Raw genomic sequence first — 25,326 nt, forward strand, 5'->3', positions numbered from 1 at the left:
GTGAGGGCCGCGATTTCTCTCAAACCGCCATCATGACCCGCTTGCGCTCCGCGCGCTGCATGAAGAAGTTCGCCGCGACGACGCCGACCGTGACGACCGCGATGAACAGCGTCGCGAGCGCATTCATTTCCGGGTTCAGACCAAGTCGCACGCGCGAGAACACGACGAGCGGCAAGGTCGTCGAACCGGGACCCGACAGGAACGCGGACAGCACCACGTCGTCGATAGACAGCGTGAACGACAGCAGCCAGCCCGACACCAGCGCCTGTGAGATCAGCGGCAGCGTGACGAAGAAGAACACGCGCAGCGGTGTCGCGCCGAGGTCGAGCGCGGCTTCCTCGAGCGACGGATGCAGTTCGCGCACGCGCGATTGCACGATGATCGCGACGTACGAAATACACAGCATCACGTGACCGATCCAGATCGTGAAGATGCCGCGTTCGGCCGGCCAGCCGATCCAGCGCGCCATTTCGATGAACAGCAGCAACAGCGAGATGCCCTGAATCACTTCGGGGATCACCAGCGGCGCGTTGATCATGCCGGTGTACAGCGTGAAGCCGCGAAAGCGCCCCATGCGCGCGAGCACGAAGCCGGCCCACGTACCGATGATCACCGACGCGAACGCCGTCAGCAGGCCGATACGCAGCGACAGCCACGCCGACGTGATCAGCTCGCCGTCCTGCAACAGCGCCGCGTACCAGCGCGTCGAGAAGCGCGTCCACACCGTCACCAGTTGCGATTCGTTGAACGAATACACGACGAGGCTGACGATCGGGATATACAGAAACAGAAAGCCGATGCCCAGAGCGATCAACTGCAGCATGCGATTCGGCTTCATTGGCGGCCCTCCTCCAATGCCTTCGCCTGGGCATGCTGGAACAGCGCCATCGGCACCAGCAGCAGCAATACCATCGCGCATGTGACGGCGGACGCCATCGGCCAGTCGGCGTTGTCGAAGAACTCATTCCACATCACGCGGCCGATCATCAGCGTGTTCGCGCCGCCGAGCAACTCGGGAATCACGTACTCGCCGACCGCCGGAATGAACACCAGCAGACAGCCCGCGATGATGCCGTTCTTCGACAGCGGCAGCGTGATCTGCCAGAACGCCTTCCACGGCTTCGCGCCGAGGTCGTAGGCGGCTTCCAGCAAGGTCAGGTCCATTTTCACGAGATGCGCGTACAGCGGCATCACGAGAAACGGCAGGTACGAATAGACCATGCCGATATAGACCGCCGTGTTCGTGTGATACAGCTCGATCGGCGAATGGATCAGACCGAGCGACATCAGGAAGTTATTCAGCAGCCCGTTGTTCTTCAGAATGCCGATCCATGCGTACACGCGGATCAGGAACGAGGTCCAGAATGGCAGCATCACGGCCATCATCAGCAGATTGCGGGTGGCCGGATTGGAGCGCGCGATGTAGTACGCCATCGGATAGCCGATCAGCAGACACAGCACGGTCGAAATCGCCGCGACCACGACCGAATTCACATAGGTCGCGAAGTACAGGCTGTCGGTCAACAGAAACGCGTAGTGCGACAGATCGAGCGTGATGTGCAGCGCGCCTTCCGCGAAGGTGACGAGCTGCGTGTACGGCGGAATGCCGAGCTGCGAATCGGCGAAGCTGATCTTCACGACCAGCAGGAACGGCACGAGGAAAAACAGCAGCAGCCAGATGAACGGCCCCGCCACCACCGCGGTGCGTCCCCTGAATTTCAGACGCCGCGCGGGCCACGCGAAAAACGACGAAAGCGCCTCTTTCATGACGTCAGCACCACGCCGGCCGATGCGCTCCAGCGCACGTAGACTTCGTCGCCCCAGGTCGGCGGATCGATTTCGGTGAGCGCCAGGCTCGTCACGTTCGCGATCACGGTCTTGCCGCCGTCGAGCTTCACGTGATACAGCGAATAGCCGCCCATGTACGCAATATTCGTGACGACGCCCCTGCCCCAGTTGTAGGCGCCCTCCGGCGGCTTACGCGTGAGGGCGATGCGTTCGGGCCGCACCGAGATCGTCACCGGCATGCCTAGCGGACCGGTGATGCCGTGATTGACGTGCAAATGGCACGTCAGATCCGGCGTTTCGATGAACACGTGATCGGGTTCGTCCTCGACCGTATGGCCTTCGAACAGATTGGTCGAGCCGATGAATTCCGCCGAGAAACGGCTGTTCGGATACTCGTAGACTTCATGCGGCGTGCCGAGCTGCACGATCTGGCCTTCGCTCATCACGGCGAGGCGGTTGGCCATCGTCATCGCTTCCTCCTGATCGTGCGTGACCATCATGCAGGTGACGCCGACCTGGTCGAGAATGTTGACGAGCTCGATCTGCGTGCGCTGGCGGATCTGCTTGTCGAGCGCCGACATCGGCTCGTCGAGTAGCAGCAGCTTCGGCCGCTTGACGAGCGAGCGCGCGAGCGCAACGCGCTGTTGCTGGCCGCCCGATAGCTGATGCGGCTTGCGCTTCGCGAAGCGGCCCATCTGCACGAGTTCGAGCGCGTTGTGTACGCGGTCTTTCAGCTCGGCCTTCGGCACGCCTTCCTGCTTCAGACCGAACGCCACGTTCGCCTCGACCGTCATGTGCGGAAAGAGCGCGTACGACTGGAACATCATGTTGACCGGCCGGCGATACGGCGGCAGTTGCGCGAGATCTTCTCCATCGATCAGGATCTTGCCCGACGTCACGGTTTCGAGCCCGGCCATCATGCGCAGGAGGGTCGACTTGCCGCAGCCCGAGCTGCCGAGCAGCGCGAACAGCTCGCCCTTCTTCACCGTCAGATTGACCCCTTTGACCGCGACGGTTTCGCCGAACTTCTTCACGACATCGACGATCTGGATGAACTGCTCCGTTGCGTCGCCCGTAACGGCTTTCGAGCCTGTCGACGGCACGGCCGCCGTCCCGGCCAGCGCGCCCGGCTGGTCACTACTCATCATAATGCTGCTTCACTCCGGCGTTTGACGAACAAAGCCCCCGGTGAACACCGAGGGCTTCATAGGCTGCTTATCTGTTTGTTGCCGCGCCTAGCGGCCGGACTTGAACTCGGTCCATAGCCGCGTTTGCAGCCGCTGGATTTCCTGCGGCAGCGGTTTCAACAGGAACAGCGTCTTGATGGTTTCCGGCGACGGGTACACGGCCGGATCGTTCGCGACGTCCTTGTCCACGTACTTGCGCGCTTCCATATTGACGCTCGGGTAGTACACGGCGTTGGTGATCGCAGCGTGCACCTGCGGCGTCTCGATGTAGTTGATCCACTCGAGCGCGGCTTCCTTGTGCTTCGCGTCCTTCGGAATCGCCATCACGTCGAACCACACCGGCGCGCCGCCCTTCGGCACGAAGTACTCGATCTTGTACGGCTTCTTCGCCTCGATCGCGCGATGCTTGGCGATCACGACGTCGCCCGACCAGCCATACGCGAAGCAGATGTCGCCGCCGACGAGGTCGTTGATGTAGCCCGACGAGTTGAACTGCGTGATGTACGGGCGGATTTTCTTCAGCATCGCGAGCGCGGCGCGGTAGTCGGCCGGGTTCGTGCTCATCGGGTCCTTGCCCATGTAGTGCAGCGCGGCTGCGAACATCTGGTCCGGCGCGTCGAGCACCGACACGCCGCAGGCCTTGAGCTTCGAGATGTTTTCCGGCTTGAACAGGATGTCCCAGCTATCGAGCGGCGCGTCCTTGCCGAGGATCTGCTGGACCTTCGTCACGTTGTAGCCGAGGCCGGTCGTGCCGTACGCCCAGGGCACCACGTACTTGTTGCCCGGATCGGCGCCGGCGACGAGCGCCATCAGCGACGGGTCGAGGTACTTCAGGTTCGGCAGCTTCGATTTGTCGAGCGGCTCGAAGATGCCCGCGGCGATCTGCTTGCCCGCGTAGTTGCTGGTCGGCACGACGATGTCGTAGCCCGAATTGCCGGTGAGCAGCTTCGCCTGCAGCGTGTCGTCGCTGTCGTAGTTGTCGTACTTGACCTGGACGCCGGTCTGTTTGGTGAAGTTCGGGATCGTGTCCTTCGCGATGTAGTCGGACCAGTTATACACGTTGAGCTGCGTATCCTTCGCAGCGGCCGTCAACCACGGCGCCGCGCACAAGATCAGCGCCGCCATATGCCCCATTATCCGCTTGTTCATCCCGTTCTCCGATCCTCTCGTCACTCAAGCCGCGCCGTCACCCGCACGGTCCCCTGAAAACCCCGAAAACTACCACCAATTATTGCCCGCACAAAAAAAAACCCGGAGCTGTCGCGCAAACGGTACAGGCTCTGGCCGCACCCTTGCAAAATGGGCGCAATTTTAACGGGTTATCGGCGCCTGTCTACCGAAAAATACGCGGGCGTCGGTCGCGCTTTATCCGCGCTGGGCACCGGCTGCGGGGTTTCGTCGAGTCGCTGTCATCTGGTTGTCAGGTCGGCGTTGGCTCGCACCTGGGTGGCGCGCCGCCCTGGCCCGCGCGAGTGCCGGACGGTGCTCGCCGGTTCAGAGCCGCGTCGGCGACCGGCGCACCTTTCATGCGCCGCGGCGCCGCCACGACGGCTCGAATGCTCCTATCATGATCTTTTGATGCGTATTGCGCGACGTCGTCGCGCGATGGCCGGCCAGCCGCTGCGCGCGTGCGATGGGCATGTGACTTGCGACAGGATGCGTTTCCCAGAAGCTCTGGCACGATGAACACCAATCCTTTCGCGATGCGTCCCAACCGGCGCCGACGCCTGCCGGTCGAGCCGACGCGTCCGGCGCACTGGTTCTCGTTCCTCGGCGCCGGCGCGCTGATCGCGGTCGGCTATATCGATCCCGGCAACTGGGCGACCGCGCTCGGCGCCGGCGCGGGCTACGGCTACCGCCTGCTCGGCATCGTGCTGCTGTCGAGCCTGATGGGGATGCTGATGCAATGGCTGTCGTCGCGCCTCGGCGTCGTGACCGGGCGCGACCTCGCGCAATTGTGCCGCGAGCGCAATGGCCGGCGCGCGACGCTGTTCCTGTGGCTGACGAGCGAGGTCGCGATCATCGCCTGCGATGTCGCCGAGGTGGTCGGCAGCGCGGTCGCGCTGCAACTGCTGCTCGGCGTGTCGCTGACGGCCGGCGTGCTGATGTCGGCGGTCTGCACCTTCGCGCTGCTCGCGCTCCAGCAGAAAGGCGGCCGCAGGCTGGAGGCGGTGATCGCCGCGCTGATCGGCTTCGTCGGCCTGTGCTTCGTCGTGCAGCTCGCGCTCGCGCGACCCGACTGGCGCGCGGCGCTCGCCGGCACCGCGCCGAGCCTGGAGCTGATCAGGAGCGCGGGCATGCTGTGGCTAGCGGCCGGCATCGTCGGCGCGACGGTCATGCCGCACAACCTGTATCTGCATTCGGCGCTGGTCAAGCATCACGCGCCCGACAGCAGCGACGCGCAGATCAAGGCCGCGCTGCACGTCGTCAATCTCGATACCTTTGGGTCGCTTGCGTTCGCGTTCGTGATCAACGCGGCGCTGCTGATCGTCGCGGCCGCCGTGTTCTATGCCAGCGGCCATCGCGACGTGACCGATCTGGCCGATGCGCATCGGCTGATCGCGCCGCTCGTCGGCAGCCGCTGGGCCGGCATCCTGTTCGCGACGGCGCTGCTCGCGTGCGGACTCAGCGCGACCGTCACCGGCACGCTGGCCGGTCAGACGGTGATGGAGGGCTTCCTGCGGCTGCGGTTACCGCGCTGGAAACGCGCGCTGCTCACGCGTGCGCTCGCGATCGGGCCGGCCCTGCTCGCGGTGGGCGTGTTCGGCCAGCATGGCTCGAATCAGTTGCTGGTCGCGAGCCAGGTCGTGCTGAGCTTGCAATTGCCGCTCGCGGTCGTGCCGCTGATCCGCTGCGCGTCCGATGCGGCGCTGATGCGCGGCTGGCGCGTGCACGGCGTGCCGCTCGTGCTGTCGTGGCTGTCGGCGGCGTTCATCATTGCGCTCAATGGCGCGCTGATGTGGCAACTGGCGACTTCGGCGTGATCGCAGACGCAAAGGTCAGCGCAATTGACATGAAGTTCGCACGACGCTGAGCGGCGCATGCAAGGCGCACGGCGCGCATCGGTTAACATAGCGGGACTTCGCCTCCCCGCCTCAAGGTTTCCGATGACTTCGAATCTCCACGATCTTCCCGACAGCCCGTGCATCGGCGTCTGCTCCACGCTCTTCGACGAGGTCTGTAAGGGCTGCGGCCGCACCGCCAGCGAGGTGTCGAACTGGGTGTTTCTGAGCGACGAGGAAAAGCGCGCGATCTGGGCCCGGATCGAACGGGAAGGCACGGCGATGCGGTTTCAGAACGACAAGGTGTGAGCGTGTTCGTTGCGCGCATCGCACGTTGACGCGACCATAAAAAAAAGCCCGCTTCGACGAAGCGGGCTTTTTGCTGCGACGCGATTCGATCAGCGTGAATCGAAACGCTTATTGAACACCCTGACTCGTCAGGAAGTCCTCGTAGTTGCCACCGAAGTCGTTCAGCGTGCCATTGGTCTTCACTTCGATGATCCGGTTCGCGAGGCCGCTCACGAACTCGCGGTCGTGGGAGACGAAAATCAGCGTGCCGTCGAACTTGTCGAGCGCGATCTGCAGCGACTCGATCGACTCCATATCCATGTGGTTGGTCGGCTCGTCCATCAGCAGCACGTTGTGGCGGCCCAGCATCAGCTTGCCCCAGATCATGCGGCCCTTCTCGCCGCCCGACAGCACCTTGACCGACTTGCGAATGTCGTCCGCATTGAACAGCAGCCGGCCGAGCGTGCCGCGCACCATCTGCTCGTCGTCGCCTTCCTTGCGGTACTGGTCGATCCAGTCCATCAGCGTGACGTCGCTCGGAAACTCTTCGTACGTGTCCTGCGGCATGTAGCCGACGTTGGCGTTTTCCGCCCACTTCACCGTGCCGTGGTCGAGTTGCAGATTGCCGAGCAACGAGCGCAGCAGCGTGGTCTTGCCCGCGCCGTTCTCGCCGATGATCGCGATGCGCTCGCCCGGCTGCACGCTGATGCTGAAGTTATTGAAGATCGAGCGCTCGTATTTCTTGGAGATGCTGTCGGCGACCACCGCGATGTTGTGCAGCTTCTTCTCGAACTCGAAGCGGATGAACGGGTTCTGCCGCGACGACGGCTTGAATTCCTCGATCTTGATCTTGTCGATCATCTTCAGACGGCTGGTGGCCTGGCGCGCCTTCGACTTGTTCGCCGAGAAGCGGCGCACGAAGTCCTGCAGATCGGCCACGCGCTCCTTCGCCTTCGCGTTGGCGGCCTGCTGACGCTCGCGCGCCTGCGTGCTGGCGAGCATGTAGTCGTCGTAGTTGCCCGGATAGACCTTCAGCGTGCCGTAGTCCATGTCGGCCATGTGCGTGCAGACCTGGTTCAGGAAGTGCCGGTCGTGCGAGATGATGATCATCGTCGAGTTGTACTGGTTGAGAACATCTTCCAGCCAACGGATCGAGTTGATGTCGAGGTTGTTGGTCGGCTCATCCAGCAGCAGCACGTCCGGCTTCGAGAACAGCGCCTGCGCGAGCAGCACGCGCAGCTTCCAGCCAGGCGCCACGTTGCTCATCGGGCCGTTGTGGTCTTCGATCGCGATGCCGATGCCGAGCAGCAGTTCGCCCGCGCGCGCCTCGGCCGTGTAGCCGTCGTACTCGGCGAACTTCGCTTCGAGTTCGGCCGCGTGCATGTAGTCGTCGTCGGTCGCGTCGGGGTTCGCGTAGATCGCGTCGCGCTCGGTCATCGCGGCCCACATTTCGGCATGGCCCATCATCACGACGTCGAGCACGCGCACGTCTTCGTACGCGAACTGGTCCTGGCGCAGCTTGCCCAGACGCACGTTCGGCTCGAGCATCACGTTGCCCGAGCTGGGCTCGAGATCCGAACCGAGAATCTTCATGAAGGTGGATTTACCGCAGCCGTTCGCACCGATCAGGCCATAGCGATTCCCTCCCCCAAATTTGACCGAAATGTTCTCGAAGAGGGGCTTCGGCCCGAATTGCATGGTGATATTGGCAGTAGACAGCACAGCGCGTCCCTTTGAATGTGATATCGGCGAAAAACCTGACATTTTAGCAGGTTTGGAGATTTCAACCCGACAGTTGTTCCGGCGCGGCCCGCGTCACCCGCTCGAGCCCCATCGCGGCACCCAGTCGCAGCAATTGCTGGACCGTCGACGCGACCGGCATCGGCGTGCCGGTCTCAGGCGGTCGCCGCGACCGTATCGACGTCCTTCTGGAATGTGCGCAACGCGCCGATCGGCGCGAGCCCGCTTTGCGTCATGCGCGGTACGAAAGTCCGCAGCAACACCGAATCGGCCGAGCCGCCGGCGAGCGCCTCGGGCAGCCTCGCGGCGTCGATGCCGCTGCGCTGCGCGAGGCTCACCGCTTCGGTGATCGCGGCGACGGTCGCGGTGACGATCGCCTGATTGCAGAGCTTCGCGGTTTGCCCGGCGCCGACCTCGCCCATGTGCGTGACGCGGGCGGCATAGGCATCGAGCAAGGGGCGCACCGCTGCGAGATCGCTGGCGGCGCCGCCGGCCATGATCGCGAGCGTGCCCGCTGTGGCGCCGGCGACGCCGCCCGAAACCGGCGCGTCGATCCAGCCAATCGAAGCGCCATCCCGAGAGGTTCCCGTGCCCGCCGCGCCGGCCGCCGCGCCGCCCGCCTCGCCGAAATCCGTCACCCGCCGCGCCAGCGCGCGCGTCGCGGCCGGCGCAATGCTCGAATGATCGACGATCCAGCGCATGCGGCGCGGCGCCGCAGGGCCGCCATCGAGCAGCCCCGCCGGGCCGAACACAATCTGCTCGACCGCCGCCCGGATCATCGGCGCGCCCATCAGACCGGGGCCGCAAAAACCAGTTTCCACGTTCGAACCTCGTCGGCTATCAGATTGAATGGCTTATGTTGCGTACAGATGATAGCGACCGCGCCCCGCGCTGAAGTCGCGCGATACCGGGCATGCGATGTGCGGTATCGATGGTTCGAGCGGCGACGTCTGATCCGCCGCGCAGGCGATTGCGCTGGCGAGGACGCATATGTCCGTCGGACTGCGCGAACCGTTGCCTATACTTTTTTCCATGCACGTTTCCGAGCAGCGTTTTACTGACCAGCGGCGCACACCAAGGAGGAACTCATGTCAGAACACGTTTACAAGAAGATCGAACTGACCGGTTCGTCGAAGAAATCGATCGACGACGCGATCACCACCGCGATTGCCAAAGCGTCGGAAACGCTGCGCAATCTGCACTGGTTCGAGGTCACGGAAACGCGCGGCCAGATCGAGAACGGCCAGGTCGCGTACTGGCAGGTAACGCTGAAGGTCGGCCTGCGCATCGAGGACTGAGCGGCGACCGCACGACACGCTTGCCCGTTGCCACGCGCAAGCCGCAAACAGAAAAGCTGCGTCCAGGCTGGGCTGGACGCAGCTTTTTTTCAACAACGGACCGCCCGATTTACTTCGGCAGCGACCCGTCGACACCCTCCACGTACCAGTTCAGGCGCTGCAGTTCCGCATCGGTCAGCGTCTTGCCTTCAGGCACCTTCACCGTGCCCGACTGATCCTTGATCGGGCCCGTGAACACGTCGCGCTTGCCGCTCGCGAGTTCGTCGCGCTTCGCGGCAACCTGCTTCTGCCCATCGGCCGGAATCGCCGACGTGTTCAGGTCCTCGAGGTTGACAGCCTTCTGCGGAATGCCCCACCACACCGGATCGTTCTTCCACTTGCCGTCGAGCACCTGCTGGATCACCGCGCTGTAGTACACGCCCCAGTGCGCGACGACCGAGCCGAGATGCGCATCAGGACCGAACTTCTTCATGTCCGAATCCCAGCCGAACGCGTGCACGTGCTTCTCCGACGCGGTCGCGAGCGTCGCGCTCGAATCGGTGTTCTGCAGCAGCACGTCGGCGCCCTGGCCGATCAGCGTTTCGGCGGCCTGCTTTTCCTTGCCCGGATCGAACCAGCTGTTGATCCAGATCACCTTCGTATGCACCTTCGGATTCACCGAGCGCGCGCCGAGCGTGAACGCGTTGATGTTGCGCACCACTTCCGGAATCGGCACCGACGCGACGAAGCCGAGCGTGTTGCTCTTCGTCACGTAGCCCGCGGCGACGCCGGCCAGATACGCGCCCTGGTACATGCGCACGTCGTAGGTGCCGAAGTTCGGCGCCTTCTTGTAGCCGGTCGCGTGCAGGAAGATGGTGTCCGGGAAGTCCTTGGCGACCTTGAGCTGGAAGTCCTGGAAGCCGAAGCTCGTGCCGAAGATGATCTTGTTGCCCTTGTTCGCGAGATCGCGGAACACGCGCTCGGAGTCGGCCGATTCGGGCACGTTCTCGACGCGCGTGATCTTGATCCTGTTGCCGAACTTCGCTTCGGCTTCCCGCGAGCCCTGATCGTGCGCGAAGGTCCAGCCGGCATCGCCCGGATTGCCGAGATAGACGAACGCGACGCCCGGCACGTCAGCGGCCTGCGCGGTTTGCGCGAGCGGCGCCGCAAGCGCCAGCGACGCCGCACCCCAAGCGAAAGCGGTCAGCAGATTTCTTCTCTTCATGTTTTTTCCCCTGTCGTAATGAGCGAATAGTTTGAGCGGATCGATAAAGAACCTGTGTCGCCGTCAGCCCGCCGAGAAAAACGGCTTGCCGAGCGACGCGGGTGCATTCAGGCGAATCGTGTTCGGATTGCGCGAGATCAGCGCGAGCACGACGATCGTCGCGACGTACGGCAGCATCGCGAGGAACTGCGTCGGCACCGGCACACCGATCGCCTGCGCATAGAACTGCAGCCCCGTCACCGCGCCGAACAGCAGCGAGCCGATCAGCAGTCGCCCAGGGCGCCACGTCGCGAACACCACGAGCGCGAGCGCGATCCAGCCGCGGCCCGAGGTCAGGTTCTCCTGCCACAGGTGCAGATTGACGATCGAATAGTAGCCGCCCGCGAGCCCCGCCATGCCGCCGCCGAACGCGACCGCCCCATAGCGCACGCCGACCACCGGAAAGCCGACCGAATGCGCGACCTGCGGCGATTCGCCGACCGAGCGCAGCACGAGTCCCGCGCGCGTGCGATAGAGGAACCAGCCGATCGCGGCGAACATCAGGAACGCGAGGTAATCGAGCGGGGTGAGGGTAAACAGCGCCGGGCCGAGCACCGGGATGTTCGACAGGCCGGGGATCGTCCATGTATCGATCGTCGCGCGCACCGCCGCCGACGTGTACGGCTTGCCGACGTACGCGGACAGCCCGATGCCGAAGATCGTCAGCGACAGGCCGGTCGCGACCTGGTTGGCGAGCATCGTCAGCGTGAGGAACGCGAACAGCAGCGACATCGCGAGACCGGCGCCGATCGCGGCGAGCACGCCGAGCCACGGGCTGCCGGTGATCGACGTGACCGCGTAGCCGCTGACGGCGCCCATCAGCATCATCCCTTCCACACCAAGATTGAGTACGCCCGATTTTTCGGCGACGAGTTCGCCGGCGCCCGCGAACATCAACGGGATCGACGCGGTGATCGCGCTCGACGTGAGCGCGCTGGCTTGCTGGATATCCATATCGAGTCTGAAAGCGGATTAGCGAGCTTATTGGCAAACTTAACGAGCCACTGCTGCGGCCGAGCGGCGCCGCACGCGGTAGTTCACGAACAGGTCGGCGCCGAGCAGGCAGAACAGCAGCAGCCCCTGGAACACGCCCGAGAGCGCCTGCGGCAATTGCATCGAGGTCTGCACCGCTTCGCCGCCAAGATACAGCAACGCCATCAGCAGACTGGCGAGCACGATGCCGAGCGGATGCAGCCTGCCGACGAACACGACGATGATCGCGGTGAAGCCGTAGCCCGGCGACCACGTCGCCTGCAACTGGCCGATCGGACCGGCGATTTCGCCCATACCGGCGAGGCCCGCGAGGCCGCCGCTAATCAGCAGCGACGTCCAGATCGTCTTCTTGTCGGAGAAACCGGCGTAACGCGCGGCGAGCGGCGCAAGTCCGCCGACGTTCATCCGGTAGCCCGCGAAGCTCTTGCGCATGAACAGCCAGACGAGCGGAATCGCGATCAGCGTGAGGAACACGGACGCGTTCAGGCGCGTGCCACGCAGAAATTTCCAGTGCCAGTCGCCATACAGCGTCGGAAACAGCGCGTCGCCGCTGAACATCTCCGACAGCGGGAAGTTCATGCCCTGCGGATCGCGCCACGGGCCGCTCACGAGATAGATCAGCAGTTGCGTCGCGACGTACGTGAGCATCAGGCTCACGAGAATCTCGTTGGTATTGAAGCGGCTCTTCAGAAACGCGGGAATCGCGGCCCACGCCATGCCGCCGAGGATGCCGGCCGCCATCATGGTCGGCAGGATCCACCAGCCGCTCGCCTGATCGAAATAGATCGCGACGCCGCTCGCCGCGATGCCGCCGAGCAGCATCTGCCCTTCGGCGCCGATGTTCCACACGTTCGCGCGATAGCCGATCGCGAGACCGAGGCCGATCAGGCACAACGGCGACGCCTTCAGCAGCAGCTCCGACCAGCCGTTGGTGCTCGACAGCGGCTCGATGAAGAACCCGTGCATCGCCTGCAACGGGTCGCGGCCGACGAGGCCGAAGATCAGGAAGCCGATCGCGAGCGTCAGCAACGCGGCGATCAGCGGCACGGCGAGCTGCATCGTGCGCGACGGCGACGTGCGGGCTTCGAGTCGATAGGGAAGCATCATGGGTAGCGTGTATTTGTTCGGGTTCTGTTCTTCAGGGTCCGCATTCGCGTGCGTGGTTAGCGTCCTGGCGTGGCCGGCGGGCAACGCCTCGCCTCATGCATGCGCCGGCTGATCCGCCGCGGGCGCCGCACCCTCGCGGTCGCCGAACAGCCCCGCCATCCAGCGGCCGATTTCCTCGGCGTTGGTCGCACCGGTCGCGCGCACCGGCGAAAGCCGCCCGCCCGCGAGCACCGCGATGCGATCGCAGATATCGAACAGCTCTTCCAGTTCCTCCGAGATCACCAGAATCGCAACGCCGCGCGCCGACAGATCGAGCAGTTGCTGACGGATGAACGCCGACGCGCCGACATCGACGCCCCACGTCGGCTGCGCGACCACGAGCACCTTCGGCGCCTGCAAAATCTCGCGGCCCATGATGTATTTCTGCAGATTGCCGCCCGACAGACTTTGCGCGAGCGCGTCGGGGCCGCCGCAGCGCACGTCGAACGCGTCGATGCAGCGCTTCGCGAATGCGCGCATCACACCCGTTTTGATCCAGCCCGAGTTGACCATGCTCTGCCGATGCGCGGTGAGCAGCGCGTTGTCGGCGAGGCTCATCGCCGGCACCGCGCCGCGGCCGAGCCGCTCTTCGGGCACGAAGCCGAAGCCGAGCGCGCGCCGCGCGCCCGCGCCGAGGCGCGCGGCCGGTTTGCCGCAGATCGTGATCGCATCGGCCGGCAGGCTGCGTTTTTCAGCGCGCTTCTCGCCGGACAACGCCGCGAGCAGTTCCGCCTGCCCGTTGCCCGACACACCGGCAATGCCGAAGATCTCGCCCGCATGCACGCTGAACGACACGTCGCGCAACGAGGTGCCGAACGGATCGTCGCTCGCGACCGACAACTGCCTGACATCGAGCAGCACCGCGCCCGGCTTGTGCTCGCGCCGCGTGTAGTCCGGCAGCGAGTGGCCGACCATCAACTGCGCGAGCGATGCATGCGTCTCGTTCTTCGGCGTCACATGGCCGGTCACGCGACCGCCGCGCATCACCGTCGCGGTGTCGCACAACTCCTGGATTTCGTCGAGCTTGTGGCTGATGTAGAGGATGCTGCAGCCCTCGGCCGCGAGCCGGCGCAGCGTCGCGAAGAGCTTGCGGACCGCCTGCGGCGTCAGCACCGAGGTCGGTTCGTCCATGATCAACAGACGCGGACTCTGCAGCAGGCAGCGCACGATTTCGACACGCTGCCGCTCGCCGACGGTGAGGCTGTGGACATGCCGCTGCGGATCGATGTCGAGCCCGTAGTCGGCCGACACCTCGCGAATGCGTTTCGCCAACGTCTTCAGATCGAACGGTTCGTCGAGCGCGAGCGCGATGTTTTCGCCGACCGTCAGCGTCTCGAACAGCGAGAAGTGCTGGAACACCATGCCGACGCCGAGCTTGCGCGCAGCGGCCGGACTCGCGATGTCGACCGTCTCGCCTTCCCAACGGATCTCGCCGGCGTCGGGTCGCACCGCGCCGTAGATGATCTTCATCAGCGTGCTTTTGCCCGCGCCGTTCTCACCAAGCACCGCATGGATTTCGCCAGGCGCGACGACGAGCGTGACATCGTCGTTGGCGCGCACGGCCGGGTACTGCTTCGTGATGCCCGTCAGCGCGAGCCGAGGCACCGCCTGGCCGGTGAGTTGCGCGTCGTCGCTAAGTGGAGTGTCGCTCATGAGATTCCGTAGTGCGTTCGTGACGCTGCTTGCCGCCTGCTTGCCGCCTGCTTGCCGCCGGATTGCGGACTATCGGTCCTGCCCGCCGGCGGGCGATCCGTCACCACAACCGGATGACAATACCTAATTCGCCCCACTCAGTCGAGTTGACAAAATTTCCGCAAACCCCCGCCGCTACAAGCTCTGCGGGTATGTCGCCCTTGACGCCGTTTTTCGTCCATATTAAAACGCGTATACCCCCACGCTCGTTCGATCAGCCAGAACATATATTTGGAGAATCCATGAGCCAGCAACGCGAGGCGATCGACACGTACCTGCTGCGCGTGTTGCACACGCTACTGATGGAGCGCAGCGTCACCCGCGCCGCCGTCAAACTGAACCAGTCCCAACCCGCCATCAGCGCGGCGCTGCGCCGTCTGCGCGACATCACCGGCGACCCGCTGCTGGTGCGCGGCAAGTCCGGCATGGTGCCGACCGAGTACGGTCTGCGCCTGCTCGAACCGGTGCAGAACGCGCTGCGCGAAATCGAGCGCATCAAGTTCCAGCAGCACAACTTCGATCCGGCCACGTCGATCCGCTGCTACCGGATCGGCTGTCCCGACTATCTGAACGTACTGTTCGTGCCGACGGTCGTCGAACGTTTCCGCAAGGCCGCACCGAACGCGACGCTCGAATTCCATTCGCTCGGCCCCGCGTTCGACTACGAACTCGCGCTCGAGGACGGCAAGCTCGACATCGTGGTCGGCAACTGGCCGGAGCCGCCCGAGCAGTTGCATCTGTCGAACCTGTTCGTCGATCAGATCGTCTGCCTGATGAGCAACACGCATCCGTTCGCCAAACGCGGCGGGCTCACGCTCGACCAGTACCTGAACGCGCCACACCTCGCGCCGACGCCGTATTCGGTCGGCCAGCGCGGCGCGATCGACGTGCATCTCGCGCGCGAGCGGCTCAAGCGCCATGTGGTCGTCACGCTGCCCTACTTCAATCTGGCGCCGTACGTGCTGATCAAGTCCGACCTGATCTTCACGACGACGCGCCTCTTTGCCGACTACTACGCGAAGTTTCTGCCGCTGACCGTGATGCCCGCGCCGCTCGACTTCCCGCCGATGCAGTACTACCAGCTGTGGCACGAGCGCGTGCATTACTCCGACGAAGTGCGCTGGCTGCGCGGCGTGGTTGGCGAGGCGACCCGGACGTTGATCGACAAGCCCTGACGCCGCATGCGGCGCCGATCGCACTGGCGCCACCGCTCACGGATCAGCGACTCGCGGCTTGCGCGCGGCGCGAGCGCCGCCCCTTCCGCTCGAGCTCAAGCGGCCGCCTCGTAAAGCTGCTGCGCGAGCGCGTTATGCCGCTCGATCACCGGCCCGAGTTCGAGCGTCGCCAACTGCCCATTCTTCACCACCACCTTGCCGTCGATCACGCTATAGCTGACCTGCGACGGCGCGCAGAATACCAGAGCCGCCACCGGATCGTGCAGCGCGCCGGCAAAATGCGGCTCACGCAGATCGAACGCGACGAAATCCGCGGCCATGCCGGGCGCGAGCGCGCCGATGTCGTCGCGATTGAGCACGCGCGCACCACCCAGGGTCGCGATTTCGAGCGCCTCGCGTGCGGTCATCGCATCGGGCCCAAAACCGACGCGCTGCAGCAGCAGCGCCTGGCGCACTTCGGCGACCATCTGCGCACCGTCGTTCGACGCCGAGCCGTCGACGCCGAGCCCAACCGGCACGCCCGCGAGCCGCATGCGCTTGACCGGCGCGATGCCCGACGCGAGCCGCATGTTCGAGCACGGACAGTGCGCGACGCCGGTGCCGGTGCGCGCGAACAGCGCGATGCCCGCGTCGTCGAGTTGCACGCAGTGCGCATGCCATACGTCATGGCCGACCCAGCCGAGATCGTGCGCATACTCGGCCGGCGTCATGCCGAACTTCTCGCGGCTGTACGCGACGTCGTTGAGGTTCTCCGCCAGATGCGTATGCAGCGACACGCCGTACTGGCGCGCGAGCGCCGCCGATTCGCGCATCAGGTCGCGGCTCACCGAAAACGGCGAGCACGGCGCCACGACGACGCGCAGCATGGAGTAGCGCCCATCGTCGTGATATGTCTCGATCAGACGCTGCGTGTCCTTCATCGATGTCCGCTTCGCGCTCGACCACCGAATCGGGCGGCAGGCCGCCGTCCTTGCGTCCCACGCTCATGCTGCCGCGCGCCGCATGAAAGCGCATGCCGATTCGGCGCGCGGCCACGATGCTGTCGTCGAGACGGCTGCCGTTCGGATAGATATACAAATGGTCGCTCGACGTCGTGCAGCCCGACAGCAGCAGTTCGGCCATCGCGGTCAGCGTCGATACTTCGATCATGTCAGGCGTGAGGTTCGCCCACACCTTGTACAGGTTCGTGAGCCAGCCGAACAACTCGGCGTTCTGCGCGGCGGGAATCGCGCGCGTGAGGCTCTGGTACATGTGGTGATGCGTGTTGACGAGGCCCGGAATCACGAGATGGCCGTGCAGGTCGAGTACCTGGTCGGCCGATTGCGGCAGTTGCGCGGTCGGTCCGACCGCGACGATCCGGTTGTCCTCGATATACAGCCCGGCGTCGCGCAGTTCGCGCCGCTCGTCATCCATCGTGACCAGCACGTCCGCGTGCTTCACGAGCATCGTTTTACCGGGTTGTTTCAGTGCTTCATTCATCGTCATTCGTCTGTCCGCCTGATTGCCTGCATGCAAAGCCGTTCGAACGCGATGCGGCGGCACGCCACCGTGCCGTCGCGTTCCGTTGAACGCCATTGGCCCGGTTACCCAGCGTGAGTCGCCGTCTTCGGGGTTTTCCGTGCCAAAGGCCTGCCTTTGCACGGGTGTGTCGCGCCGCCACCTCGCGCGAACCGCATCGGGTTCGCGTGGGTCGCGCTGCACAGCGCTTACCTTCGGTAGCCAAAATCCCGCTGACAACCCGCGCGGTTGCGATACCCAACTTCACACCGCCAATATAGTGGTGCATTTTTGGCGCCGGTACGATCGGCCGATGAGCCGGCGCGGCTTTCGTCTGGCTGTCCATCATGCGCGAACTATTATCTTTCCTATCGCTCGCGCTCGGGACAGAGCATCCTTTCTACAATGGCTGCCACGGCGCTCGCTTCGATTCGCCGACGGGTATGTAGCCACTGACGTGGAGCCTCGATCCGCCGCAAACGTAATGGATCGGGCCGCCGCCGACACCTCGCATTCACACAAGGACAATTGCGAATGGGCAAGCTCACTACCCACGTGCTCGACACCGCGAACGGCCGTCCCGGCGCAGGCATCAAGGTCGAACTCTTCGCGCTCGCGGGCGACACGCGCCGCGCGCTCAAAACCACGGTCACCAATCACGACGGCCGCTGCGACGAGCCGCTGCTCGAAGGCGACGCGCTCGTCGTGGGCGAGTACGAACTCGTGTTCGGCGCGGGCAACTACTTCGCGTCGCTCGGCACGAAGGTACCGGAACCACGCTTCGTCGATCGCGTCGTGCTGCGCTTCGGCGTCGCCGATGCCGACGCGCACTATCACGTGCCGCTGCTGGTGTCGCCGTTTTCGTACAGCACGTATCGGGGCAGCTAGCCCTGCTGGATGCGAGCCGCGTCCGAACCGGCACGAATAGACCCGAACAGGCACGAGCGCCCCGCGATACCCATAACAACCGCGCTGCGTCTTCTATCCGCAGTCGGCGCGATGACCGACGACGTCGAACGTCATCGCGCGCGCAACGAATCAGAAGTGGAGGAGTTTCATGGAAGGCTTTATCACCGACTGGTTGAACCTCGCGATTCGCTGGTTCCACGTCGTCGCCGCCATTGCATGGATCGGCGAATCGTTCTATTTCGTCGCGCTCGACAACAGCCTGAAACCGCCGAGCGATCCGAACCAGCGCCGCCGCGGCGTGTTCGGCGAGCTGTGGCACGTGCATGGCGGCGGCTTCTACAACATGCAGAAGTACACGGTCGCGCCGCCCGAAATGCCCGACGACCTGCACTGGTCGAAATGGCCGTCGTACACGACGTGGCTGTCGGGCTTCGGTCTCTTTACCGTGCTGTATCTGTTCTCGCCGAGCACCTACCTGATCGACAGGAACGTGCTCGACATGGGGCCGGTGGTCGCCGTCGCCTCGGCGATCGGTTTCCTCGCGGCCGGCTGGATCGTCTACGACTCGCTGTGCCGCGTTCTCGGCACACGCGACAAACTTCTCGGCATCTGCGTCGGCGTTTATGTGCTGATCGCGGCGTATCTCGCCTGCCATATCTTCGCGGGCCGCGCAGCGTATCTGATCATGGGCGCGATGCTCGCGACGATCATGTCGGCCAACGTGTTCTTCGTGATCATTCCGGGCCAGCGCAAGATGGTCGACGCGATGCTGAAGGGCGACACGCCGAACCCGATCTACGGTAAGCGCGGCAAACAGCGCTCGGTGCACAACACGTATTTCACGCTGCCGGTCGTGTTCGCGATGCTGTCGAACCACTACGCGATGACCTACACGCATCCGTACAACTGGGCGGTGCTCGTCGTCATCATGCTGGCCGGCGCGCTGATCCGTCAGTTCTTCGTGATGCGCCATCGCGGCCAGGTGTTGTGGTATCTGCCGCTCGTCGGCGTCGCGCTGATGTGCACGGCACTCGCGTGGACCATGCCGCGTCCGGTGGTGCCGCAGGCGCAGGCCGCCAACGCGCCGACGCTGAAGGTCGCCGACATCGCGCCGGTGCTGCAGCAGCGCTGCGTGGCCTGCCACTCCGCGCATCCGACGATGATGGGCAGCGCGCCCGCCGGCGTGCTGATGGATACGCCCGACGAAATTTCGCAGAACGCGCAGCGCATTTACCAGCAGGCGGTCACGTTGAAGGCGATGCCGCTCGGCAACGTCACGCATATGACCGACGACGAGCGGATGAAGATCGCCGCGTGGTTCGAAGGCGGCGCGGCGAAGTAAGGACGTCTGTCCGGATCACGGAGCCGGTGCCGAGGCAGAGGCTGGGGTGCGAAGCGGGCTTGTCGCGAGAGCGGCAAGCCCGTTGTTGTTTGGGAAGGTGACGTGTGCGGTCAGCGAGATCGATAATCGGAGTTTGTCGCCCTTGGGCTACAAAAATCGGCAAAGATACATAAAATGTAGCCCTAGAGACACAAATACGAATAACCTTGTTGTGTCTCTTGGGCTACAATAAATGTCAAATACGTTGAATTTGACGCCCTGAGGCTACAAATGACCACCCTCGCCGATGTCTCGGACATGCTGAAAGCCGTGCGACGCGACAGCAAACTATCGCAGGAAGAACTTGGGCGCCGCGCGGGCGTGGCCCGCACGACCGTCGCGCGGATGGAAACGCTCGCCAGGAACGATATGAGCGTGTCCGTGCTCGTGCGCCTGCTCGAGGTTGCCGGTTACGACCTCAAGTTCGTCGCGCATGGACATGGCCGCACGCTGGAAGACATCCTCGCTGAACAGCGCAGCCCGGACGCGCAGCCATGAAGCTCGACGTTCAGGTGCTAGGCAAGAACGTTGCCACGCTGTTTCGCGAGCGCGACGACTATGTCCTCAAATATCACGGCGATGCGAGCGCGGCCGACTTCGTCAGCCTGACGATGCCGGTGCGCGAAGAGCCTTGGCGCTGGCCACGCGACCTGCATCCGTTTTTCCGGCAGAACCTGCCCGAAGGCTATCTGCTGAATCTGATCCGCGAGCAATTCGGGCCCTTGCTCGACGGAACCGATCTGTCACTGCTCGCCGTCGTGGGCTCGATGGGGATCGGCCGGGTCACCGTGACGCCCGAAGGCGTGGCGCCAGGCACCGAACTCCAGGCGCTCGACGTCCAGCACATCCTGCACGGCGACAACACCGCCGAACATTTCGCGCAACTCGTACGTGAATACGCGCGCGCGGCCATTTCGGGCGTCGTGCCGAAGTTCATCGCGCCGGAGGCGCAGTCTGCCGCATCGACACCGTTGCAGCTCGGTAAGCCGACGATTCGAACGAGCCGTCACATCGTCAAAGGTTCGGACGACAACACGCCCTTTCTCGGTTTCAACGAGTTCCATTCGATGCGGGTGCTGGAGCGGCTGGGAGTGGCGCCCGTTGCGCGCACGCGGATGTCGGACGATGGCAGGGCGCTCGTCGTCGAGCGCTTCGATGTCGACGCGCAGGGACTGCCGGCGTATGGCGTCGAAGACTTGTGCGGTCTGCTCGGCTTGCCGCCGCACGAAAAATACAATTCGACGAGCGAGAAAATGCTCAACGCGGCAAGAGCGTATCTGCTCGATCGCGACACCATGCGGATGCAACTCCAGCAGCTCGGCTGGCATTTGCTGACGAACTACGTCGTGCGCAATGCGGACTGCCACACCAAGAACGTCGCACTGTTCTATACCTCGATCGACGATGTCGCGTTCACGCCCGTCTACGATGTCGTGACGACCCAGGCTTATCCGCGCTTCGCAGCCAATCCGCCCGGGCTGCCTGTTGACGGCCGCAAAACCTGGGCAGCGGGTAAAACGCTGGAACGATTTTTCAACACGCGCATGGGCATCGCCCCGCGGCAATATGCGCAGATGGTTGAAGCGCTGTGCGACTCCGCTGTCGACGTCGGCCACGAGTTGATCGAAGCAGCGCGCAACGAACCGCAGTGGCGTGCGGTCGCCAAGCAGATGCTGCATGCATGGGACGACGGCATGACATCGCTGCGCTCGCCGAAGAAAAGCCTGCAATTCAGGGGGCTCAAGCCGGCCATCGAAGCAGCGGGATTTTCGGCGCCGGAGCCGCCCGAGCGGTCAAGGGAAGTCATTGGGCATTCGCCGCTGCTTGGCAGGCGCAAGTGATCGCCATCCATGCAAAAAAGCCCACGACGTAACGCACGTCGCGGGCCTGTTCTTCTAACCACAACGCTGCCGGCGACCCGGCAGCTGCATCGCCATCAAACCGCCACCGCGCTCAGCGCATCTTCCGTGAGCCACAGCGACTCCGCCAGATCCTGCTCGCTCAGATTGAGCCCCTCGCCGCCACGATCGACGACGATAAAGTCGCTCGTCTCGCCCAATGCGATCAGCGGATGGTGCCACACGCCTTTCGCGTAGTTGACGCCCTGCCAGCCAGTGGTGACGAACGCGCGGATCTTCTTCGTGTCGAGTTCGCCCGCGGGCGCGACGACGACCAGATACGGCTTGTCGTTGAGCGGCACGAACGCCTGGCTGCCAAGCGGATGACGCTCGAGCATCTTCACTTCGAACGGCAGCGTGCGCGGCTGGCCACGAAACAGATTGACCAGTGTGCGGCCGTGCTCGTCGGCCACGTCGACCTTCGCGAGGTCGTGATAGCGGATCGTCGTGCCGAGGTTGATCGGAATCTGCTTCGCGCCATCGAGTTCGATCACGTCGCCGAATGCGGTGAACGCCTCTTTCGTCAGCGGTTCGATGGCGAGCGTTTTCATTCGAGCGTACCCCACAGACGCAGACGCGACACGCCGCCGTCCGGATAGATGTTGAAGCGCACATGCGTAACGGGCCCGAGCGCCGCGATCTCGCTCTCGAAGAAATGCTGCTTGTCCATCTGCAATTTCTGTTCGCCGAGCAGCACCGGCCAGAACATCGCCTGCGTGACGAGCGAGCTGTCGGTCCCCCGCCCTTCACGTACGCGGCCTGGATCGAGCAGCGATCCGGATAATTGCCCTTGAAGTGCGCGGTGTCGACTTCGATCTTGCGGATCACGCCCGGCTGCGCGAGCGCGATGATCGCCCAGTCGTTGCCCGGCTCGCGACGACGACGCGTTTCCCAGCCGTCGCCCATATTCACGCCGCGACCCGGCATCAGCAGCGTCGAGGCCGCGCCGAAGTGCTGGTTGTTCGCGCCGACCAGATACGCGCCGTTTTCCATCGCCGCGAGATCGAACTGCTCGGTGCGGCTCGCGCCGGCCCAGTCGACCTGCGGCTGACCGTAAACACGCAGACGCGCGATGCCGCCGTCCGGATAGATGTTCACGCGCAGATGCGTGTACGCGCTCGCGTGGCCGACTTCGAGGTAGTGGTGGCTATTGCCCTGCAACGTGGTCGACGGCACGATCTCGGTCCATTGCGTCGCCTGATTCGGCTCGCCATCCACAACGCGCGCCGCTTCCACCGACGCCGCCGGCGGGAAGTTGCCGGTGAAGTGGCTCGTGTCGAGGTCGAGTCCCTTGATCACGCCGGGCCGCGCGAGCTTGACGATGCACCAGTCGTAGCCGGTCGTGCGCTTGCGGCGCGTTTCCCAGCCGTCCATCCACTTGCCGTTGTCGTCGTACTTGCCCGGAATGAAGACGGCCGGTTCCGGATTCAGCATGCGGTCCTTCGGCGCGAAGAATTCGTCGCTAGCCTCGAGCGCCTGCGCGCCCAGACGCGGGTCCGCCAGGTTCACGTAACGGCGCGTGAATTCCGGTGCGTTGGGGTCGAGAATCGGAAGTGCCATCTTTGTCGTCCTTGAGATCGATTGGTGCGGGAAAAACGTTACGGCTCGCTGCGTGACGCAGTGCGCGTCACACGCCGATCAGGTCGTCGAGCCGCAAACGTGCAATGCGATAGATCTGATCGAGGCTCGCGCGCAGTTCGTCGGCGCGGCTGTTGTTCACGCGCGATTCGAAGTCCGCGATGATGCCGTGGCGGTCGTAGCCGCGCACCGCGAGAATGAACGGAAAACCGAATTTCTCGCGATACGCGTGATTGAGCGCATGCAGCTTGTCGAACTCTTCCTGCGTGCATTGCGCGAGACCCGCGCCGCTTTGCTCGCGCGTCGACTCGGCGGTCAGCTCGCCGCGCACCGCGGCCTTCCCGGCCAGCTCCGGGTGCGCGTTGATCAGCGCGAGCTGCTTGTCCTCGCCAGACGTTTCGACGATCTGCGACATCCTGCGATGCAACTCGTCGATGCTCGCGAACGGCCGCTCCCGCGCCGCGATCTCCGCGACCCACGGCGAGTGCTCGAAGACGCCCGACAGTGCCGCGACGAACGCGTCGGTCGAGATCCTGTTGAGTTGGTCCAGGGTGTATTGCATCGCCTTCATGCCGCAGCCTCGCGGTTGTCTTGCTGGTAAGGATGAGTTTCGTGCCAGTGCCGCGCGATATCGACGCGCCGCGACACCCACACGCGATCGTGCTGTTCGATGTGGTCGAGAAAGCACTGCAGCGCCCGGAAACGCCCCGGCCGCCCGAGCAGCCGGCAGTGCATGCCGATCGACAGCATCTTCGGCACTTCGTCGCCCTCTTCGTACAGCACGTCGAATGCGTCGCGCAGGTAGGTGAAGAAGTGGTCCGCGGTGTTGAAGCCTTGCGGGGTGGCGAAGCGCATGTCGTTGGTGTCGAGCGTGTACGGCACGATCAGTTGCGGCACGGTCTTGCCGCCCGCCACCTCGACGTCCATCCAGAACGGCAGGTCGTCGCCGTAGTAATCGGAGTCGTACAGGAAGCCGCCATATTCGGCGACCAGCCGATGGGTGTTCGGACTGTCGCGGCCGGTGTACCAGCCGAGCGGCCGCACGCCGGTCACGCGCTCGATCGCCTCCATGCCGAGGCGCATGTGCTGCGCTTCCTGCTCCGGCGACATGTCCTGATAGTGAATCCAGCGATAGCCATGGCACGCGATCTCATGTCCGAGTTCGACGAACGCCCGCGCAACTTCCGGATGCCGTTCGATCGCCATGCCGACGCCGAACACCGTCAGCGGCAGATCGCGCCTTTCGAATTCGCGCAGGATGCGCCACACGCCCGCGCGCGAGCCGTATTCGTAGATCGACTCCATGCTCATGTGCCGCGCCGGATACGCCGCTGCGCCCACGATCTCCGACAGGAACTGCTCGGAACCGGGATCGCCGTGCAGCACGCAGTTTTCGCCGCCCTCTTCGTAATTGAGGACGAATTGCACCGCAACGCGCGCTCGCCCCGGCCAGTTCGGATGCACCGGGTGGCGGCCGTAGCCGATCAGATCGCGCGGGTAGTTCGGGTCGAGTGGCATGGTTTGACGGATGCGTAGTGACGGGACCAGGAATGCGCGTGAACGCGGTTCGAAACCCCTCGACAACGGTGCGGGGTTCACACGTGTAGCCACGCAACAGGCGGCTTCAGCGCCTACCGAAACCGCAGCGCCGAGTTGACCCAGTGTAGCGAAAACACCCCGGTGCGCCCATACAGCCGGGCAGATAGTGCGTGTTACAGCGAGTGTATGTGCGAGTCCGCCGACTCGGCGTTTACCCGCAGCGGACCGGGGCTGAACGACGCGAGCGCGCCGTCGTAGCGCTTCGCGAGCGGCCGCGCGTAGTCGCCGCGCTTGGCCGTCGCGAGACGCAGCGTCACCAGCGCCTCGGTCCATTTGACGGCCGCCGTCACGCCTTCGATCACCGGCGCGCCGAGCGCATCCTCGATCTCCGCGCACAGTTCGGCCATGCCCGCGCAGCCGAGCACGATCGCGTCCGAGCCGTCCTCGGCGAGCGCGCGCCGGCATTCGTCGAGGATGATGCGGCGCGCCGCCGAGCCCGGCTTGTCGAGATCGAGCACGGCGACGTCGGTCGCACGCACGTTGCGGCAGAACCGCTTCATGCCGTAGCGCTCGGCCAGATGCCAGGCCATGCCGCAGGTGCGCGCGAGCGTCGTCACGACCGAAAAGCCCGGCGCGAGCACGCTCGCCGCGTGCATCGCCGCCTCGGCGATCCCGATCACCGGGCCGCGCGCCAACTCGCGGGCCGCATAGAGACCGGGGTCGCCGAAGCACGCGATCACGTAGCCGTCGCAGCCGTCCAGTTCGCCGGCCGCGACTTCGGCGAGCAGACCGGGCGTGGCGAGCGCTTCGTCGTAATAGCCCTCGATCGACGGCGGCCCCATCGTCGGATTGACGGCGATCACTTCGGTGCCGGGCGCGGCGACGTCGCGCGCGCAGCGCCCCATCGCCTCGGTCATGCGGCGCGTCGTGTTCGGATTGATCAGTTTGATACGCATGGCGACTCCTGTTCGA

General features: G+C 64.4%; 21 protein-coding genes and 3 pseudogenes. 8 read left to right on the plus strand and 16 right to left on the minus strand.

Annotation, left to right across the window (positions count from 1 at the left end; all coding sequences use genetic code 11):
• Nucleotides 1-19: 19 nt before the first annotated feature.
• From OKW28_RS26710 to OKW28_RS26725, 4 genes are all read right to left on the minus strand, one after another.
• Nucleotides 20-838, minus strand: coding sequence for an ABC transporter permease subunit (locus OKW28_RS26710; RefSeq protein ID WP_018417711.1), 819 nt, complete (start codon nucleotides 836-838; stop codon nucleotides 20-22).
• The gene (locus tag OKW28_RS26715; RefSeq protein WP_429450220.1) at nucleotides 835-1,767 is read right to left on the minus strand and encodes an ABC transporter permease subunit; all 933 of its coding nucleotides are present in this window, start codon (nucleotides 1,765-1,767) and stop codon (nucleotides 835-837) included. Before OKW28_RS26715 ends, OKW28_RS26710 begins: the two co-directional genes overlap by 4 nt.
• A complete protein-coding gene (locus OKW28_RS26720; protein ID WP_429450222.1) occupies nucleotides 1,764-2,933 on the minus strand; it encodes an ABC transporter ATP-binding protein in 1,170 nt (389 codons plus the stop codon). Before OKW28_RS26720 ends, OKW28_RS26715 begins: the two co-directional genes overlap by 4 nt.
• Before the next feature lie 90 nt (nucleotides 2,934-3,023).
• Nucleotides 3,024-4,124 carry a polyamine ABC transporter substrate-binding protein gene (locus OKW28_RS26725; protein WP_429450224.1) on the minus strand — a complete coding sequence of 367 codons (1,101 nt, stop codon included), beginning with the start codon at nucleotides 4,122-4,124 and terminating at the stop codon, nucleotides 3,024-3,026.
• A 533-nt stretch (nucleotides 4,125-4,657) separates the two neighbouring features.
• Between OKW28_RS26725 and OKW28_RS26730 the strand changes: the two genes are divergently transcribed.
• Nucleotides 4,658-5,959: an Nramp family divalent metal transporter gene (locus OKW28_RS26730; RefSeq protein ID WP_429450225.1), complete on the plus strand. Its 1,302-nt coding sequence runs from the start codon at nucleotides 4,658-4,660 to the stop codon at nucleotides 5,957-5,959.
• 123 nt (nucleotides 5,960-6,082) lie between these two features.
• Nucleotides 6,083-6,286, plus strand: coding sequence for a DUF1289 domain-containing protein (locus tag OKW28_RS26735; protein WP_429450227.1), 204 nt, complete (start codon nucleotides 6,083-6,085; stop codon nucleotides 6,284-6,286).
• A gap of 108 nt (nucleotides 6,287-6,394) precedes the next feature.
• Here the strand turns inward: OKW28_RS26735 and OKW28_RS26740 are convergent, their stop codons facing one another.
• Nucleotides 6,395-7,987, minus strand: coding sequence for an ABC-F family ATPase (locus OKW28_RS26740; protein WP_035470072.1), 1,593 nt, complete (start codon nucleotides 7,985-7,987; stop codon nucleotides 6,395-6,397).
• A gap of 61 nt (nucleotides 7,988-8,048) precedes the next feature.
• A pseudogene (locus OKW28_RS26745) lies at nucleotides 8,049-8,796 on the minus strand (NAD(P)-dependent oxidoreductase).
• A 297-nt stretch (nucleotides 8,797-9,093) separates the two neighbouring features.
• On the opposite strand from OKW28_RS26745, the gene OKW28_RS26750 reads away from it, so the two are divergent.
• Nucleotides 9,094-9,303, plus strand: a complete 210-nt coding sequence (locus OKW28_RS26750) for a dodecin (protein WP_429450229.1) — start codon at nucleotides 9,094-9,096, stop codon at nucleotides 9,301-9,303.
• Between the two features lie 109 nt (nucleotides 9,304-9,412).
• Here OKW28_RS26750 and OKW28_RS26755 read toward each other — a convergent pair whose 3' ends face one another.
• The 4 genes from OKW28_RS26755 to OKW28_RS26770 form a co-directional block, all read right to left on the minus strand.
• Nucleotides 9,413-10,507 carry a BMP family ABC transporter substrate-binding protein gene (locus OKW28_RS26755; RefSeq protein WP_184003916.1) on the minus strand — a complete coding sequence of 365 codons (1,095 nt, stop codon included), beginning with the start codon at nucleotides 10,505-10,507 and terminating at the stop codon, nucleotides 9,413-9,415.
• A 63-nt stretch (nucleotides 10,508-10,570) separates the two neighbouring features.
• Nucleotides 10,571-11,500 (minus strand): ABC transporter permease, encoded by a 930-nt coding sequence (locus OKW28_RS26760; RefSeq protein WP_090800507.1) that lies wholly within the window; start codon nucleotides 11,498-11,500, stop codon nucleotides 10,571-10,573.
• Between the two features lie 39 nt (nucleotides 11,501-11,539).
• Nucleotides 11,540-12,646 (minus strand): ABC transporter permease, encoded by a 1,107-nt coding sequence (locus OKW28_RS26765; protein WP_429454465.1) that lies wholly within the window; start codon nucleotides 12,644-12,646, stop codon nucleotides 11,540-11,542.
• A gap of 93 nt (nucleotides 12,647-12,739) precedes the next feature.
• Entirely contained in the window at nucleotides 12,740-14,338 is a 1,599-nt protein-coding gene (locus tag OKW28_RS26770; protein WP_429450231.1) for an ABC transporter ATP-binding protein, read from the minus strand.
• Nucleotides 14,339-14,619: 281 nt separating this feature from the next.
• On the opposite strand from OKW28_RS26770, the gene OKW28_RS26775 reads away from it, so the two are divergent.
• Nucleotides 14,620-15,552 carry a LysR substrate-binding domain-containing protein gene (locus OKW28_RS26775; protein ID WP_429450233.1) on the plus strand — a complete coding sequence of 311 codons (933 nt, stop codon included), beginning with the start codon at nucleotides 14,620-14,622 and terminating at the stop codon, nucleotides 15,550-15,552.
• Nucleotides 15,553-15,647: 95 nt separating this feature from the next.
• Here the strand turns inward: OKW28_RS26775 and OKW28_RS26780 are convergent.
• A pseudogene (locus tag OKW28_RS26780) lies at nucleotides 15,648-17,127 on the minus strand (8-oxoguanine deaminase).
• A 456-nt stretch (nucleotides 17,128-17,583) separates the two neighbouring features.
• On the opposite strand from OKW28_RS26780, the gene uraH reads away from it, so the two are divergent.
• The 4 genes from uraH to OKW28_RS26800 all read left to right on the plus strand — a co-directional run bounded on the left by uraH (nucleotide 17,584) and on the right by OKW28_RS26800 (nucleotide 21,180).
• Complete coding sequence (gene uraH, locus OKW28_RS26785) at nucleotides 17,584-17,937, plus strand: hydroxyisourate hydrolase (RefSeq protein ID WP_429450235.1); 354 nt, start codon at nucleotides 17,584-17,586, stop codon at nucleotides 17,935-17,937.
• Nucleotides 17,938-18,106: 169 nt separating this feature from the next.
• The gene (locus OKW28_RS26790) at nucleotides 18,107-19,300 is read left to right on the plus strand and encodes a urate hydroxylase PuuD (RefSeq protein ID WP_429450237.1); all 1,194 of its coding nucleotides are present in this window, start codon (nucleotides 18,107-18,109) and stop codon (nucleotides 19,298-19,300) included.
• A gap of 270 nt (nucleotides 19,301-19,570) precedes the next feature.
• Nucleotides 19,571-19,837, plus strand: a complete 267-nt coding sequence (locus OKW28_RS26795) for a helix-turn-helix domain-containing protein (RefSeq protein WP_090800516.1) — start codon at nucleotides 19,571-19,573, stop codon at nucleotides 19,835-19,837.
• On the plus strand, nucleotides 19,834-21,180 hold the full coding sequence (locus OKW28_RS26800; protein ID WP_429450239.1) for a type II toxin-antitoxin system HipA family toxin: 1,347 nt from the start codon (nucleotides 19,834-19,836) through the stop codon (nucleotides 21,178-21,180). The genes OKW28_RS26795 and OKW28_RS26800 overlap by 4 nt, the downstream gene beginning before the upstream one ends.
• A 95-nt stretch (nucleotides 21,181-21,275) precedes the next feature.
• Here OKW28_RS26800 and OKW28_RS26805 read toward each other — a convergent pair whose 3' ends face one another.
• The 5 genes and pseudogenes from OKW28_RS26805 to OKW28_RS26825 form a co-directional block, all read right to left on the minus strand.
• The gene (locus OKW28_RS26805) at nucleotides 21,276-21,788 is read right to left on the minus strand and encodes an ureidoglycolate lyase (protein ID WP_429450241.1); all 513 of its coding nucleotides are present in this window, start codon (nucleotides 21,786-21,788) and stop codon (nucleotides 21,276-21,278) included.
• Nucleotides 21,785-22,725, minus strand: a pseudogene (gene alc / locus OKW28_RS26810) (allantoicase). Before alc ends, OKW28_RS26805 begins: the two are co-directional and overlap by 4 nt.
• A gap of 139 nt (nucleotides 22,726-22,864) precedes the next feature.
• Entirely contained in the window at nucleotides 22,865-23,386 is a 522-nt protein-coding gene (gene uraD / locus OKW28_RS26815) for a 2-oxo-4-hydroxy-4-carboxy-5-ureidoimidazoline decarboxylase (protein WP_429450243.1), read from the minus strand.
• Nucleotides 23,383-24,333: an allantoinase PuuE gene (puuE, locus tag OKW28_RS26820; RefSeq protein WP_429450245.1), complete on the minus strand. Its 951-nt coding sequence runs from the start codon at nucleotides 24,331-24,333 to the stop codon at nucleotides 23,383-23,385. The genes uraD and puuE overlap by 4 nt, the downstream gene beginning before the upstream one ends.
• 194 nt (nucleotides 24,334-24,527) lie before the next feature.
• Nucleotides 24,528-25,310: an aspartate/glutamate racemase family protein gene (locus OKW28_RS26825; protein ID WP_187618415.1), complete on the minus strand. Its 783-nt coding sequence runs from the start codon at nucleotides 25,308-25,310 to the stop codon at nucleotides 24,528-24,530.
• Between the last annotated feature and the right edge of the window lie 16 nt (nucleotides 25,311-25,326).

The sequence above is a fragment of the Paraburkholderia sp. 40 genome (assembly GCF_050434105.1).
Taxonomy (GTDB): domain Bacteria; phylum Pseudomonadota; class Gammaproteobacteria; order Burkholderiales; family Burkholderiaceae; genus Paraburkholderia; species Paraburkholderia tuberum.